We start from the raw sequence: 16,574 nt of genomic DNA on the forward strand, positions 1-16,574 counted from the left end.
AATGCTTCAATTATTTTCTATGAAGTATCGCAAATTTAATTATTAAAATCAAATATAATACTTTTTTTTTAAAAGCAATCTACAGATTGCCTTTTTTGTTTCTTTTTAAAACGATTTTTATAATATGGAAGAAAATGGTTTTAAAAAGGAAAGAATACGGTTAGGAAAAAGAATAATGTATCTTAGAAATCAGTGCATTAATAAAGACACCGGTAAGCCAATGTCGCAAGAAGAACTAGGATTAAGAACAGGATTTGCAAAAAATCATATAGGTAAAATCGAAAGAGGTCAAACTAATCCGAAAATTGAAACATTATTTGCCATCGCAAAGGAATTAGGAGTAGATATCAAGGAATTGTTTAATTAGAAACTATAATTTGAAATATATAGTTTTAAAATAGATTAGTGATAATCGATTATTTTTGTTCAGTATTATTTTAGATTTTGCTAATGAAAAATTTCTTATTGACTTCCTTGTTTCTTTCTTGTTGTTTTGTTTTTGCCCAACAGAAAAAAGATACTACAGATCTTCTGAATTTTGAGTTTCGAAGTTATGATATAACTCCCTGTCAAACCTGTCCGCTTAAGCCTGGTGATAAAGTGCCTTCTACACATCCTTATGCAAAATATATAAACGATGAAAGTCTTTGGGAGTGGAGAGAAATTGATCTGGGTGTAGGCAAACCGCAAAAAGTATATGATCTAAAACCCCAATATAAAGATACCCTGCGATGCAATGATGGTACAATTGTGGAAGTCCCGTTTTGGATTAAAAAAAACAGTAAGAAAAATAAAAAAGCCACTCCGTAATGAGTGGCTTTTATTTGTGCCTGTAATAAATTGCATAGATAAGACACCCTAAAAGGCCATATACCAATGCTGGAAAGAAGCTTACCATTTTCCATTATGGTTCCGCTTTTTAGTGAAGTATAAAAATCACATTTTTTGCTTTTGTAGTATGAAATTGTTGATAGCTAATAATGATCAGTTGATTGTCACTTTTTACAGGTTCCCTCTTCTTTATCTCTGTAGTTTTTGAAGTGCTTTTGGCAAGCTTCTTCGTTGGGGAATTGTTGGAAAAATTGTTTTACTGTCATAGCGTATAAAATTGAATTTTGGCGTTTTGATATGACAAAGATACCAGGGCCATCTTACTTTACAAGTGTTTTCTTGGATTCTATAAAAATAAGTCACTGAATATTAATACGTTGACTTGTTTCGAAAAGTTTTTCTTATGTTTGTGTTACACCTTTTTAAAATATTAATATATTGTCAATGAGAAATGATTACTAAATTAAAATCAATCAACAACTTAGCAGTTTTTCAAAATTTCGATTGGGATACAGTTATCAGAGATGAAGCAAATACCGTTGTTTTATTCAAACCTATTAATATCTTCTATGGGCGTAACTATTCAGGAAAAACAACTATATCAAGAATAATTAGGGCATTGGAAATAGGGAGCCTTTCAGATAAATATGAGAATCCTCAATTTGAAGTTAGCATTAAGGATGTTTCTGATGCAACACAAAGTAGCTTAACAGCACATGGTAAAAAGATTAGAGTATTTAATGAAGATTTTGTAAAGGACAATCTTCGATTCATCATAAATTCCGATGAAAGTATTAACCCCTTTGCTATTATAGGTGGAAATGCTACAATTGAAGGAGAAATACAAACATTAAAAGATGAATTGGGAAATAATGAAGTAGGAAGTGAAAGTGGTTTTTTCCTTGAACTTAAAAATGCCAATTCAACTGCCAATACTGCGTTCCAAACTTATGAAGCAGAAAGCAATAGTTTGAACCAACAATTAAGTTATAAAGCGACAAATAATCCAGACGGTATAAAATATAAATCTGAAAAGTTTGGTGACCAAAATTATACCAAACCAAAACTGGAAGCAGATATTTCAATTGTTACTCAAGTTTCTTTCCAACCTCTTACCGATGTTGAAGTATTACAAAAAACTGCTTTACTGACCGAAACTGTGAATGCAGATATTCAACCTGTTGTAAAACCAAATCTTGATATAAATGCTCTTAGTTCCAAAGCAAAAAATCTTGTTATCAAATCAATAGGCAACTCTGATAAAATAGAGCAACTTGTAAAAGATTCTATTCTTAATCGTTGGGTTAAAGAAGGAAGGATTATCCACAAGGATAAACTTAATAATTGTTCATTTTGTGGTAATGAAATATCCCAAGAGCGTTGGAAAGAACTTGATAGTCATTTTGACGAAGAATCTGAAAAATTAGAAAATGAAATTGATACAATGATTAGAGAAATAGATTCTTTAATTGTAAATATTGATTCTCAAATACAAATAAATAAAAGCGTTTTTTATTCAAAATTTCATTCAGATTTAGAAAGATTGATTTTGCTAAGACAAATTATCATCGGAAAAATAAAAACTGAATTAAATCGCATTAAAGATAGTTTGCGTGAAAGAAAAGATGACCTTTTAAACGCAAAGGATTTTCCTGAAATAACTGATAATAGTAAAAGGCTTGAATGGTGTTGGATGATTTTTGAAAATTTTAGAACTCTGGCTAATGATTATGGCAATTCATTATCGAATGAGCAAGCTGATGCAAAAAAATTATTGCGATTACGTGAAGTTAGTGATTTTGTAAAAACAATTCAATACACAGCCCTTGTAGCAAAAATCCAAAGCTTAAAAAATGTTTCGGATGGAGAAATTCAAAAAAAACAGGTAATCGAAAAGAAGATTCAAAGCCAAATTACAGAAATTGAGGATAAAGAAAGGTTAATGAAGGATGAAGAAAAAGGGGCATTAAAAGTAAATGAGTATCTAAACAATTTCTTCGGTCATGACTTTCTTACATTACAAGCATTAGAAGAGCAAGATGAATCTGGAAGTGGGAAAAAAATAAAATTTGAAATAGTCAGAAATGGGAAAAAAGCACACCATCTAAGTGAAGGTGAATGTAGTTTAATAGCATTTTGTTACTTCATGGCTAAACTTGAAGATGTTGAAACTAAAGATAGCAAACCAATTATTTGGATTGACGACCCAATTTCAAGTTTAGATAGTAATCATATTTTTTTTGTTTACAGTCTTATTAATTCTGAAATAGTAACCAAGGAAGAATTTGAGCAACTATTCATTTCTACGCATAACCTTGATTTTCTAAAATACTTAAAAAGATTGCCAGGTGCATTGAATAAGAACCAATGTGGTTACTTTATAATTTCTAGAGATAGTGAGAATAGCAAGATCAAGATAATGCCAAGATATTTGAAGGATTATGTTACGGAGTTCAATTTTCTCTTCAACCAAATTTATATGTGTTCAACAGTTGATGCAGATGATGATAGCCAGCATCATATATTTTATAATTTTGCGAATAATACTCGAAAATTTTTAGAAGCATTTCTTTATTACAAATATCCAAATGCTAATGTTAACGATAAGGAAAAACTATTTAAATTCTTTGGTGATAATCGTCAAGCATCAACAATGACAGACCGAATAAACAATGAATTTTCACATCTGGAAGGTTTGTTTGAAAGGAGCATGACTCCCATTGACATACCAGAAATGAAAAAAACAGCGTCTTATATTCTGGAGAGAATTAAAGAAAAAGATAGTGAGCAATACGAAGCATTGTTATTAAGTATTGGTGTTATAATACCAGAAGAAATAGAAAGCCCTTTGGTGGAAAAGGATTAAAAATTTTGAAATACTATTTCTTAATTATTATTAAATTAGCAAGTGAATGTGGGTCTTGTCATACATATCTGCCAAAAATAGATGTACATGTATGACATTATCAAATATTAACAAGTTAATGGTCAATATATTACACCTTGTACATAAAGAACATCTAACCGACAAACGATTTTAAGAATGAATATGATTGACTTGGAAGATTTTGAACAAGAATTTGAATGCATTTACAAAGACGAACGTTATTCTGTTCGTGATAACGGGGCAATATTACGTCATTCACCTGAAGGAAAACGACCTCGACCAACCGACAACAATTGGACTTTTGGAAAACTAAACAGAAAGTCAGGCTATTTAGAAATTGCTTCTGTTAGAATTCACAGAATAGTTGCGACCGCATTTCACAGCGAACCGCCAACAAAAGAACACGTTGTAGACCATATTGATACAAACAAGCAAAATAATCGACCTGAAAACCTTCGGTGGGTAACAAGATTAGAAAACATTTTACTCAACCCAATTACAGCAAGACGAATTGAACTTATTTGCGGAAGTGTTGAAGCGTTTCTTGCTGACCCTTCAAAATTCCGTGACAAATTTCCAGACCCAAACTATGAATGGATGTGTGCCGTTTCAGTAGAAGAAGCACAAGTAAGTTTAAAACGAATGCAATCTTGGGCAAAAAGTAATCAACCATTGCAAGGAGGTTCGTTAGGAGAGTGGATCTTTAGCAGAGAAATTGTTGAAAGTCCATCTGTTACTCGACCAAATTACATAATGTCTAAAACTCCTAATGCAGCACAACGCATTGTTTTCACCTTTGAAGATAAACCAAACGAATATCCAAGTACTCCGCAATTGTTTGAGGGTAACCCATTGATAGCATATAATGAACGTTTGAACAAGGGAGCTACTTTCTTCCGAAACCATAACGGAGAATATGTAGTTGTGAAAAGTGGATTTTCCAAAGACAAGAAAACACTATATGTAATGACAAAGGCTGCTTATGTATATCGCGAACAAAAAGATGGAGAATGGAAACCCACACCTTTAGCTGAACTTCAGGAAAAAATTTCTGCTAAAGATTTACCTCATTCACTTGCGGAAGTAACCTATGAAGATGGTTTATTTGTTCACGGAAGGGCAGAATCGGGCTTTCATCCGACAGAAGAGTTAGAAGAAATATTTACTGAATATACTCAAGAATTATAATCAAAATGCCGAACCGCTAACAGCAATTTCGCACAATAGCTGGTTGCTTAGTGACCTTGACGTTTTTTCTTCACGAAAAAACTATATCTTTAATAGAAAATAATCCGTTCGCTGGCATCGCAACTGTCGCGAAGCCGCGGAACTTTATAAGCAAGCTTTTCACCACCAATATAAAGAAAAAAAATGGACAAAGAAGATTATCAATTTAATGGATTTACTTATTTAAAAAATTATGCTCCAAGCGACGAAAGTCCAATTATTGAACATGGAAAATCCAAGCCTGAAAATATATTTAAATATTACTCTTTAACTAAATATAGTGTTGACGCACTAATGAATGGATATCTATATGCATCTCATCCAATAGAGTTAAACGATCTTCTGGATAGTAGTCCATTTTTATTTTTCACTTCTGAAAAGCTAGACTTTGTATTATATGAAAAACTTTATGGGCCAGTAGTTCAAAGTAAGGAAGAATTAGACAAAATTTACGAGGACGATGCAAATAGAGAACGTTTATGCCAAAGTTATATTTCAACAATGTGGCAAGTTGCAACCAATCTTTTTGGAATAATATCGACTTCCGAAAATGAATTCAGCCCATTAATGTGGCCATATTATACTCAAGAAAAAGGATTTCAAATAAAATTCACTACTGAAAAACTTGAGAAAAGCATTCAACAAAAATTTCCTAAAAATGAACAATATATAGGATTATATCCTGTAAACTACGTAGAAAAGTTGGCTCCAATCGATATAAGTCCATTCAAATCGTTACTAGTTCCTTTATATTATTCCACTAACATAAAAGCGCAAAGTTGGAACTACGAAAATGAATGGAGATTGCTAGTTTCAAAACAAAATATGGGAGTTCCTTACAGTAAAAGAGGGTTAAACATTCAAAAAGATTACCATATTGACAAAAAGAACAGATACGTTTACTATGATAAGGAAATAGTTGAAGAAATAACTTTGGGTGTAGATTTTTTCAATAGTAGAGATTTTGAAATAGAGTGGTTAGATTCTCAAAACATTAAAGTTAAAACTTTGAAATCAGATTCAAATTGGGAGTATGAAAGCCTGAACTTATTTATGGATTATGTTTTCCAAAATTTAAAAGATAGATTATTTTATTCAGGCGTAAAATATGAATTAGACGAAAATGGAGTGCATTATTTAGTTAGAACGAAAGAGAAAATGGAAATCGAAAAAGTTGAAGAAAATACATTCGTTTTAACTAGAACTAATATAGTTAAAAAGCCTGCTTATAACAGCGGTTTGGCGTAATAGCTCATAACTGCTACGCCGAAAATCTAGCGATTTTTCAAAACCTGTTCATCCGCAGAATATTTTTCTTAAATTGCCGCTACTAACGCCAAGCCGCGGCACGTTAGCGGTCAACTTTCGACACATCCCAGAAAAAAGACAAAATGAGAACAACCCATCAATTTCTTGACAAATATCCAATTTCTAAAGACAGCGAAAAACTAATAGTCGGAACAATTCATCCACATAATCACGATAATTTTACAATACAATTCTTCTATGGAAATGTAACAAGTATTTGGAATATACTAAGTTTAGCATTTCCAGAAGATTTAAAACGGCCATTAACACTTGACGGAATTAGAAATTTCTTGAAGAAAAGAAAAATCGCCGTTAGTGATACAATACTAGTTTGTGATAGAATTAATCCAACAGCATTAGATAAAGATTTAATTCCAATCAAACTAAACAAGAAGATTATAGATGATATAAAGAAATCAAATATTACTGAAATATTTTTCACGAGCGGTTTCGGTAAAAACAATGCTTTTAGGCTTTTCTATAAAGATATTCTAGGACTTAAAATTACTAAAGAAATCAAGTTAAACCGAGGAACAATAGTTGACACTAAAATATTTGGACGACCTATCAAATTAACCGTATTGTTTTCTCCATCAGGATCTTCAAACGTTGGAATTTCAAAATCAAGTCTTTACTTAGAAAATAAAGAGAAATATAGAAACTCGGCGAAACCAGTTTATGATTTTAAAGTTGCTTATTATCGTGAAAAGTTTGACAGTAAAAAGCAGAACCGCTAACAGCGGTTTGAAGCAATAATTGGTATCTGGTTGCTACAGATATTGCGGTTTTATTTGTAACTTTAGCATTTCATTGTAAAATAATGGATAGCAATTCTAAAATCATTCGAGGCTTAATAAAAATATCGGGTAAAATATTATTCGTCATTGGATTAGTATTAAATATTTGTATGGTATTTTTTGGCTTTTGGCCAAGTATTATTTATTTACTTTTTATGCTTTTAGGCGGGTTTATGATATTTACAAATAAAGATGTTGATACCAGCGTTAAATTCGATCTACAAAATTTTAATTTTAGAACTATCGGTAACAATTTAAAAAAGGAAGATTTTGAAAAGTCAGTGGTTTCGTCTATTAAAATTGTTTTACTTACACTCACAATAACTACAATTGCAATTATCGGATTTTTTTATTTTTCTAAATCTTATTATAAAAACCAGAATACAAGACAGGATTGTGAAGAAATAGTAACTGCACTAAATTCATATAAAAAAGACCTATCAAGTTATCCAAAGAGTATGGACAGCTTGATAGGTAATAATCCTTTAAGAAAGGCCTGGAAAAAAGATAGATGGAATAATGACCTGTATTACAAATCCATAAATAATGATAAAAATTTTATTTTAATTTCTAAAGGCAAAGACCAAAAATTATTTACAAAAGATGACATTGTATTTAAAAACTAAAATTTATATCCAGTCTTTACTTGTACTCGTTTGTTGAACTCATTAATGCTTTCATCAGTAAAATAACCTTCTAATTTATTTTTATCTGTTACATAAAACTCTTGGTAAGTTAAAGAGTTCTTATCATTAGAATCTCCATATACACCAATTGTTCCATCTCTAAAAATTCCAATTTCAGAATCATTGGTGTTTTCAGAATCTGTCATTATTTTCAATGGATTCCTTTTGCCACTGCCATCTACATAGTAATAATCCCGTTTGATAAGTCCCTCCTGTACTTTGAATTGGGTTAGTAAAATGCCGTCTTTTGGAATTTCATAAATCCTAACACCATTTTCATATTTGGTTGGCTCGCCTTTCGCGTTGTTAAATATAACATTAACCTTCCCCTTAAAACCTGACTGTATTAGGTAAATTTCTTTTTCCTTACTTTGATTACAGCCCATCAAAGAAAAAAATGTCAAAAAATAAAATACTAAATGCATATTCTTATGTTTAATTATTATCTTAATATCTTCCACCTGCACCAGTTCCACTAAATCCACCTGTGCCAAATCCTTCCTCAAATCCTCTTCTTTCAGTACTTACTGGTTGTCCCTGATACATTTTATTCCATTCAGATGTTGTGTAAGTCTTATCGCCTTGTACAACTCCTGTAAAGACTCCTTTATCATCCATTGTTACTGTAAATGAGTTAGACATCATTTGTCTATTATTATCTCCTGGAAGGCTTGTATATGGATTGCCTTCATATGGACTAACTCCCATAAATAAAGCATTGCCACCAGTGTCTTTCATAAAAGTTTCGGCAGCTGGAAATTTATCGCCTGTTTGACTAATACTAACATCAAGTGTGCCAGCTTTCATATTTTCTGTCATTGTAAAGTTTGTTTTAACATCAATATCAGGTGAGCCAGGCACCAATGGATTCGCTCCAGACATTGATGATGAGAATGAAACTGTACTACTACCATCTTTATTTTGCGTTTGTTTAAAATCAGAAATACTGCCCGAAGGTTTTTCAGTAGCACTTCCCAAAATAGGGTGAGAACTCGGGTCACTTGATGTTTTCAATCCTGAATATGTACCTGCTGTCGGATCAACTGTAACTGTTTGTTTCACTCTAGATGTCGCTGAAGCAGAAGTTGTAAATCCTCTATTGGCACCATCCCCATGAAATCCGCCACCAAAAGAGCTAAACGGTGCAAACGATCTTATGGAAATAGGAAATGGCCACATTCCGTCTGGGTCAATAAAGAAAACCGGATTGTCCATTGCATACGCATACGGCGACCATCGTCTTCCTTTCTCCGCCAGCGGGTCAATATTCATCCATCGACCTAAAGCAGGGTCATAATTCCTTGCGCCATAGTCGTAAAAGTTAAGCCCCATCTCGTCTTGCAGCTCTTTTCCATTGTATTTATACTTATTTGCTGTTGCGAGATAATCATTATACCCTTTGTGCTTTAATCCAAAAGGATAATAATTGTTCTCCTCAATAATTTCAACAACCTGCGTTGTCGGGTTTTTAGCATAGCTAACTCGAACGTTTCCTAAATGGTCTTTGTACTGGAAAACATACGAAAGAGCTCCCGCCGTATTCTTTACATACCCCTCTGCCGTTGGGAAAAACTCCAAAACATTGTCTTTGTACTGGTAGCCTCCCAAATAATCGGTCACAGTGGTAACCGTTCCTTCTGTTACCGCTTTCTGTATTTTTTGTCCAGACGCATTGTAAAAGTATTCAATACTTCCTGTTGTTCCAAATGTTATTTTCTTTGGCAGGTTTAAATGGTTGTAGCTGATTTCTGTAATGCTTTTATTTTTATCCGTAATCATATTTCCATTATCATCATAACTGTAATCATCATCGGTTTTATTGATGTCATTAAATCCGCTGCTGTTGTTGGAATTGTCTACAACTTTAGACAATTGGTTAGAATTTGTCGGATAAGTGTAAACTAAATCATCTATATCAAGATTGCCTACCTGAGGGTCGTAATCTCCTTTACGGCCCAATGTTTTAATATTTCCATTTTTGTCGTAAGACAGGTTTTCATCGTATGCGCTTGTCGTTAAACCGTTCTTTTCATAAATGGCATTGGTCAGACGGTTTAGGTTATCATACTTGTATCCATAGGCTCTTTCGTTTAAGTCTGAAGCCGTTTTCCAGAAGGTTTCTGAAATGTTTCCGTTATAAAGCGGCCTTACATCTGTGATATCGGTTTGCGTGTTTTCATAATTAATCTTGAAAGCAAACAAATCTGCAGGGTCTGTACCCTGCTGCAAATTGGCGGTTTTGTTAATTTCTTTCAGCCAGCCTCTGATATTATACTCAAAGTCTACTTTCTGAAGCGGGTTTCCTGTATTGCTTCCCACTTTTTTGCTTATAAGCTGCCCTAATGCGTCATAAGTATTCTCGGCCAAAAGTTCCACTGTCCCGCCGTTTATCTGATGGGTATGCGTAAGAAGACGGTCTTGCGGCGAATACGTAAATTCTTCTCTTACCGCAATCTCTGGATTGCCAGAAGTCCTTTTATGTTTTGTTACGGTATAAAGCGTTTTTCCTGTAAAGTCAATCTTGCTCTCGCTTGACGTATAGCCTCCCAAATGGTTCTCAAGATAATTTTTTATTGGCCTTGCCTTATCATCATAAAATATGGTGCTCGTTTCTCCCGCAGTAGAAGATGGTGTTGAAATGGCTCTTGTCCAGCTTCCTGAAGCCAGTGTTTTTACATTGCTTAATACAGGCTGCCCTTCAATAGAAGATGGAACAGACTGTGCGTTTGGAAACTCATAAGTGTCATAATAATTAACCGTTAAAAGCTTAAAGCTTGTCGGTTCTATAACATTGCTGTAATACGTTTCGATTCCGTCAATTGTACCAGAAGTCTGCTTGCTTTCGAATATGGCAGTTCTGCTGTTTTGTGCATCCTGAAGTGATTTTCGCGTTGCCGAATTTGAAGCCTGGCTGCTCCAGCCTGTATAAACAGGTCTGCCAAAGGCATCATATTTTGTGATAATCCATCCGATTCCACTTTCATCTTTAAAAGGAGAATAGGCAGGACCCGTAGCAACTGGCCGATCCAGCTTATCGTAAACAATAAATTCCCACTGTCTGCCTGGAAGTTTTTTCTCTGCCAGACGGTTTTTATTATCATACTTATACTGATAGCACAAGCCATTTAAAACATCGTAATCAATATTTCCTTCAGCCTTTGGAGGAATTACATAAGTAAGGTTTCCGTAAATATCGTAGACATAATACGTATCATGTTTATCTCCTCCGTTATAGGTGCGTTTCAATACAACCTGCCCTTCCTTGTTTTTAAATTCTTCTGTACCAGCATTTGATCCAGGTGCAGTATTCTCATCATAGGTAATGGTTTTAAATAGCTCACCAGCCTGATAAGTCCCTGCATCTGAAAAACTGATTCCATACAGTCCAGAACCGGCATCCCAAGTGGCTGTGGCCGTATATAGTTTTACTTCATTTTCCGCGTTTGTCTGGTAGCTCAATTTAATTTCATGCCCAGAATCCATTGCCCATGAATTTCCAGGGGCTGCCTGTTTCAGAACTCGGTTTAACGGAGAAGGTTCAAATTGTTTCTTGGAATAAGGGTTTGAACCATTTTCATATAAAGTGCTGTAAAATGAAACAGAGGCACTAATCGCCGTATTAGGGTCAATCTTAGAATAATTGGTTCCGCTGTTGGAAACGGCGTAAGGAAGATATTCTTCCTGCTGTCTGCCAACCCCATCATACATGGCTGGGGTTACAAAATCCTCGCCGTTTCCGCCCTGCCCAATGGCTCTTGTCTGTACAGGACGTCCCAAACCATCAAAATAACTAATGTTCTGGTTCTTTTCTTCTTTGGTCAAGGTGCCTAAATTAGCTGACTGTACTGCTTTTTTTGGAGATATAGTGTAAATAAAATTATCATCACTAAAAGTTTGTCCCCAAACATTTGCTATTGTAAGCAATAGTAAGATTGGTATATATTTTTTCATAAGTCTATGTTTGTCTTATTAGCCTTTAGTCTCTATTTTTTGGTTACAAGTAATGTTATGCTTACAATACTCTTAGCATTTAATGTAAGGGTAGTAAGCTTACTAGTTTGGCCCGCAGCAAATTCTACAACAACCTCCTGACTTGCAGCAGCCCCCGATAGACGTAAAAAATTGACTGTAAATTTTAATGTTGCCCCATTATGATTTGATCCTGTAGCCCAAGCATCGATGCTAAGTACTTTAGTCGAAGGATCAAAATAACGTTCAAATAGAAATTCCACTTCTCTAAGGGTACATCCACCATAATTATTAGCATAACTCTGGCCATCAGCATTAAATTTAGCAAGACCTAAAGCATCAGCATCTGCCTGAGAAATTGCCGAAGTAGCTGCTCCCGCTATTTGATTATAATAGACACTTGATCCAGACTCATTTTGTCCGCAATTATTTCTTACAAAATATCCACTTCTGGCAATACTATTGTAAGCACAACTACCATTTGCGTTGGCATATGCCTGCCCATTATTATTTACATCTGATTGCGCTAAATTATCGGCATTTTCCTGAGAATTTGAAACATATCTTCTACTTGGAACTGTATAGGTAACATTACTTCCTGACAAACCACCTCCACAATCATTCTTTGTAAATACTCCTGACTTAGCAACGCTGTAAAAAAAGCATTCTGCTATCATATTTGCATTATATTGTCCATTTGCATCCATGTCATTTTGAGCTAACCGATCTGCCAATACTTGTGAAGCTCCAGTATATTTTCCGGCAGGAACAGTATAAATATATGTTCCTGGAGTACTATTTGCCGGACAATCATTCTTTGTAAATGTCTTACTAATTGTTGCATTACTATATGTACACGTTCCATTGGCATTTGCGTTGGCCTGTCCGTTGGAGTTAAACAATGCAAGACCTTTTGAATCTGCATCTGCCTGAGAAAGGATTGATGTCTGGGCTCCTGCCGCCTGGCTGAATGCAACGCTTGAACCAGCTCCCCCTGCAGCGCAATCGTTCTTGGTAAAGTTTCCGCTTCTGGCAATGCTGTTAAAAGTACAGAACCCTGCGGCATTTGCATTGGCCTGTCCGTTGGAGTTAAACAATGCAAGACCTTTTGAATCTGCATCTGCCTGAGAAAGGATTGATGTCTGGGCTCCTGCCGCCTGGCTGAATGCAACGCTTGAACCAGCTCCGCCTGCAGCGCAATCGTTCTTGGTGAAGTTTCCGCTTCTGGCAATGCTGCTATAGGTGCAAAATGCATTTGAATTTGCATAAAGCTGGCCATCAACATTAAATTTAGCAAGTCCGCGTGTATCAGCATCCCCTTGAGAAACTGTTGATATGACAGCACCAACAGCCTGATTATAAACTACACTCGAACCTAGACCGCCTCCTTCGCAGTTATTTCTTGTAAATGTTCCTGATTGTGCTGCACTCTTATACATCTCAACACTGGTAGAAGAATTATCACCGCAATCTATGGTCTGGCCTTTGTAATTGTAACAATACTTCTGAAGTACGTTTAATTTACTATCTTTCACAAACCTTAATCTCTGATCTGTATCATATTCGTAATATGTCACCAATCCTTTAGGATCAGTAATGCTTGTCACTCCTACAAGCGGGTTATAAGTATAAGTTGAAATAAAGGCATTTGGCAATGTATTTCTAAATAAGTTCAGCGCATTTCTTAACTTTTGTTCTGAACAATTATCCGACAAGCAATTATCTGAATCATCATTAGACAGCGCCTGCAGATTTGCAATAGTCTCGGCAGGAATCGTACCGTAAACCAAGTTATCAATTTTAGCAATTGGCTGAGTTTTACTGTATCCCCAAATAATGGACACTGGGGTTCCTCCGTCTATAGTGTATTGCAGCACATTTCCTTTTTCATCATATAAATCGTAGGTGATTTTTTTATCTAAACTTAAATCTATTGCTGCTGTTCCTTTGTTAGCATAAACAAATCTTGGAAGAAGCAGATTGCTTGTTGCACTGATTTTCTCATAACTAGTAAGCTGCTCTGATATTTTAACTCCATCTTTAAATGCTTGTGTATTTAAAGGAATTCCAATCATATTCGCTGATGCCAAATCTGAACTAAATGGTTTTGAAATCATCTCTGGATCTGGTGCGTAAAAATATTTAGTCTGCAATGTTTCTCCAACTGAGTTAGTTGTCGTTTGCGATGTTAATTGCAGATGCAATGGATTGCCATAATTAAAAGTAGTATTGCTTACTACTTTACCTTTCAAAATATTGGATGGATTATAAAAATAATTCGTTTTCTCAGATGTTTTTTGATAAAACCATAAAATTGGGATATTATATGTTATAGGTTCAATTGTTCGCAATATTTCTACACCACCATCTACATCATATGGACACGCCGGATTTAAAGGATCCAAAGGGTTTTCTTGATTATTAGTCGTTCCCATACGAAACATCTTGAATCCATTGTAAAAAGAAGTATTGGAAGGATCTTCAAAATAAGTATTTTTCTCTTCCTCTACTATATAAGCCGCTGTTCCTACTGTTTTATAGACTTTCTTGTTCAAAACTTTACCTCTTTTCCATGCAGTGGGAATTTGTACTGTCGGGTTGCCAAAAGGTATTTCATCTGGCGCAATCGTGAATTCATACTGCGTATACCCATTATTAGCCTGATTTTTAACATCAATCTGTATTTCCCTTACATATTTATAAGCAACAGAGTTGCCTTCTATACCAAATCTGGAATTTGAACTAATACTGTAAGTAGCTGTAGAATTAAGTCCTCCTGCACATCCTATTAATTCAGGATCTACTGATCCGCATTGGATAAAACTATAATTGGTAAAACTGTTGGACTGGAAAGTAGTGCTCATTTTATTAATCAACTGACCGCTCGTATGTCCAAAATCAATAATGTCAGAGTAATCATATTGTTTCTTTAGGGCTAATGTGCTGTCATTGTCGTAATTTTCTATGCTCGCAATCCTAAGTCCAGCGCCTAAATTATTTTTTGGAGTAGGATCGTTATTAACATATTTAAGCTGTAAACTATTAACACTCAAAAACTTTCCATATACCTCTACTTCTATTGTGCCAGATTCTTTCAAAAATACAGATTCATTAAACTCTTTAGTAGCAGTAAAATGGTCGGAATCGTAAACTTGAATTCCACCCGAAAATACTCTGACTCTAGCGTGGTAATATTTAGAAATTGTGGGATCTGAAGAGTCATTTTTTATTGTAAATTTCAACTGCCCTTGTGCCTCTGTGGCAGTAAAAGGAATTGATACATATTTAACACAGTCGTCAGGATTTTTATTCAAACATATTACGCCATCAATGCCTGGCCCCTCCTTTATTGGCATTGTACCGCCTGTACCTTGTATTACACCACTGTTTACAATAACAGGAGTATATTTATCAAAAAGATCGATTCCATAAAACTGGTTTGTTTCATAATTGAATTTTGTCCAGCCTTTGGTGGGATAATGTATTTCTTTTAAAATTCCTGCCTGATTTTCCAAAGAATTTACAGAACGGTCTGCCCTGCCAACTTCAGTGGGATAAGGATAAGAAATATAATGTTTAGGTATTAGATCTACATTGTTACTTTTTCCATTATTATATCCAAAAAAATCCTGTCCTTTTGAAGTTTTATTAGGTAAAGCAATATTTGAATATGTAAACTCCTGCTCGACTCTGCCTAATAAATTAACGACTCTGTCCAGCTTTAATCTTTTGTCTGAATAGTAGCTTCCTGACGGATTAAAATAAGAGTAATCAAAAGTATAGCCCTTTACATTTCTATATCCTACATCTAATAATTGCTGGATTTCAATTTTACTCAAATATCCATTTCCGGCACCATCAACCAGATCCTGCCTTCCCAAATTCTTTGTAAATACGATTTTGGAGTTGCCATCATTAAAAGTAATTTCTTTTATTTTTTTTAAGATTGTTACTGTATTTCCTGTCGCGTCAATAACATCTCCTATTTGGCTATTATAACTGGTTCCAGAAGGACACCCTGCTCTTATAGCATTTCTTTTTATTTCAACTCTTTGGGAAAAAGTTTTATCAGTTAAGTTTCCATCATCCTGGTAAGTGAAATTTATTTTATTATTTGATGGCGTTTTAATTTCATCCACATACCAAGCGCTAATATAGCGATCACTATGAGTCATAGATTGTATAGAAATTTCGGTAGTGCCAAGCGAATAAACATTTCCCTGAGGATCTGTTATTTTAAATTTCATGCTTTCTCTATTTAATCCCACAAGATCAACTTTAAAGGCATTTGGCGGTATGGTTACAACATCATTACTAGCAAAATTTCTAATATAAAAACTTCCGTTTACCGTAGGTGACGAAAAAACATACATATCTTTTACCCTAGACTTATCTAGATTATAATCTAAATTTGTAACGGCAGTTTGATCATAAGGATGCAGCTTAAAATAAGCGATAATGGCATCACCATTAGGAATTACATCAATATTAGGATTATTCTCATCAATATCATCTCTCGGACTTAAAATAACCTGTGCGCCAGCATTTAGATTCCAGCCAAGACCTACCCAAGTTGCCTCCTGGTTAACTTTTATTCCAGATGCATGATAATCTAAAGATATTGGCATCTTGAAATCTCTTAAATCAATGGTGTATAGCGGCACAGAAATACTTGGAACACCAGTAGCCAAATCAACAGGGTATTCTCCATATTTTAGAAAAGCGGCAGCCTCTGGAGATTTTGGAGCAAAATTTGGTGTTGGCGTAGCATTTTGAGTTTGCGCCTGCAAACCTATTGAGAAATATAGAAATAGTATTAAGAACAACATTATAAATGTTGCTCTTTTTGATAGTATAGAGTGTTTCATT

General features: G+C 34.5%; 10 protein-coding genes. 7 read left to right on the forward strand and 3 right to left on the reverse strand.

The features are described 5' to 3' along the window. Nucleotides 1-124 precede the first annotated feature (124 nt). The 7 genes from J7574_RS09740 to J7574_RS09770 all read left to right on the forward strand — a co-directional run bounded on the left by J7574_RS09740 (nucleotide 125) and on the right by J7574_RS09770 (nucleotide 7,676). Nucleotides 125-367, forward strand: a complete 243-nt coding sequence (locus J7574_RS09740) for a helix-turn-helix transcriptional regulator (RefSeq protein ID WP_290967484.1) — start codon at nucleotides 125-127, stop codon at nucleotides 365-367. Nucleotides 368-450: 83 nt separating this feature from the next. Next, on the forward strand, nucleotides 451-810 hold the full coding sequence (locus tag J7574_RS09745) for a hypothetical protein (RefSeq protein WP_290967486.1): 360 nt from the start codon (nucleotides 451-453) through the stop codon (nucleotides 808-810). A gap of 472 nt (nucleotides 811-1,282) precedes the next feature. Further along, entirely contained in the window at nucleotides 1,283-3,697 is a 2,415-nt protein-coding gene (locus J7574_RS09750) for an AAA family ATPase (RefSeq protein ID WP_290967487.1), read from the forward strand. 177 nt (nucleotides 3,698-3,874) lie between these two features. Further along, nucleotides 3,875-4,906 (forward strand): HNH endonuclease signature motif containing protein, encoded by a 1,032-nt coding sequence (locus J7574_RS09755; protein WP_290967489.1) that lies wholly within the window; start codon nucleotides 3,875-3,877, stop codon nucleotides 4,904-4,906. Between the two features lie 183 nt (nucleotides 4,907-5,089). After that, on the forward strand, nucleotides 5,090-6,193 hold the full coding sequence (locus tag J7574_RS09760) for a DUF2971 domain-containing protein (protein WP_290967491.1): 1,104 nt from the start codon (nucleotides 5,090-5,092) through the stop codon (nucleotides 6,191-6,193). 143 nt (nucleotides 6,194-6,336) lie between these two features. Then, nucleotides 6,337-6,990: a hypothetical protein gene (locus J7574_RS09765; RefSeq protein ID WP_290967493.1), complete on the forward strand. Its 654-nt coding sequence runs from the start codon at nucleotides 6,337-6,339 to the stop codon at nucleotides 6,988-6,990. An 83-nt stretch (nucleotides 6,991-7,073) separates the two neighbouring features. After that, a complete protein-coding gene (locus J7574_RS09770) occupies nucleotides 7,074-7,676 on the forward strand; it encodes a type II secretion system protein GspG (protein WP_290967495.1) in 603 nt (200 codons plus the stop codon). Here J7574_RS09770 and J7574_RS09775 read toward each other — a convergent pair. From J7574_RS09775 to J7574_RS09785, 3 genes are read right to left on the reverse strand one after another with little or no spacing between them, the layout of a single operon-like run. After that, nucleotides 7,673-8,242, reverse strand: coding sequence for a hypothetical protein (locus J7574_RS09775; protein WP_290967673.1), 570 nt, complete (start codon nucleotides 8,240-8,242; stop codon nucleotides 7,673-7,675). The two genes, J7574_RS09770 and J7574_RS09775, sit on opposite strands and share 4 nt — an antisense overlap. Further along, nucleotides 8,184-11,687 (reverse strand): DUF6443 domain-containing protein, encoded by a 3,504-nt coding sequence (locus J7574_RS09780; protein ID WP_290967497.1) that lies wholly within the window; start codon nucleotides 11,685-11,687, stop codon nucleotides 8,184-8,186. The genes J7574_RS09775 and J7574_RS09780 overlap by 59 nt, the downstream gene beginning before the upstream one ends. A 32-nt stretch (nucleotides 11,688-11,719) precedes the next feature. Further along, on the reverse strand, nucleotides 11,720-16,573 hold the full coding sequence (locus tag J7574_RS09785) for a DUF5977 domain-containing protein (protein ID WP_290967499.1): 4,854 nt from the start codon (nucleotides 16,571-16,573) through the stop codon (nucleotides 11,720-11,722). Between the last annotated feature and the right edge of the window lies 1 nt (nucleotide 16,574).

Origin of the sequence: Flavobacterium sp. (assembly GCF_017744675.1) — a bacterium.
Classification (GTDB): Bacteria; Bacteroidota; Bacteroidia; order Flavobacteriales; family Flavobacteriaceae; genus Flavobacterium.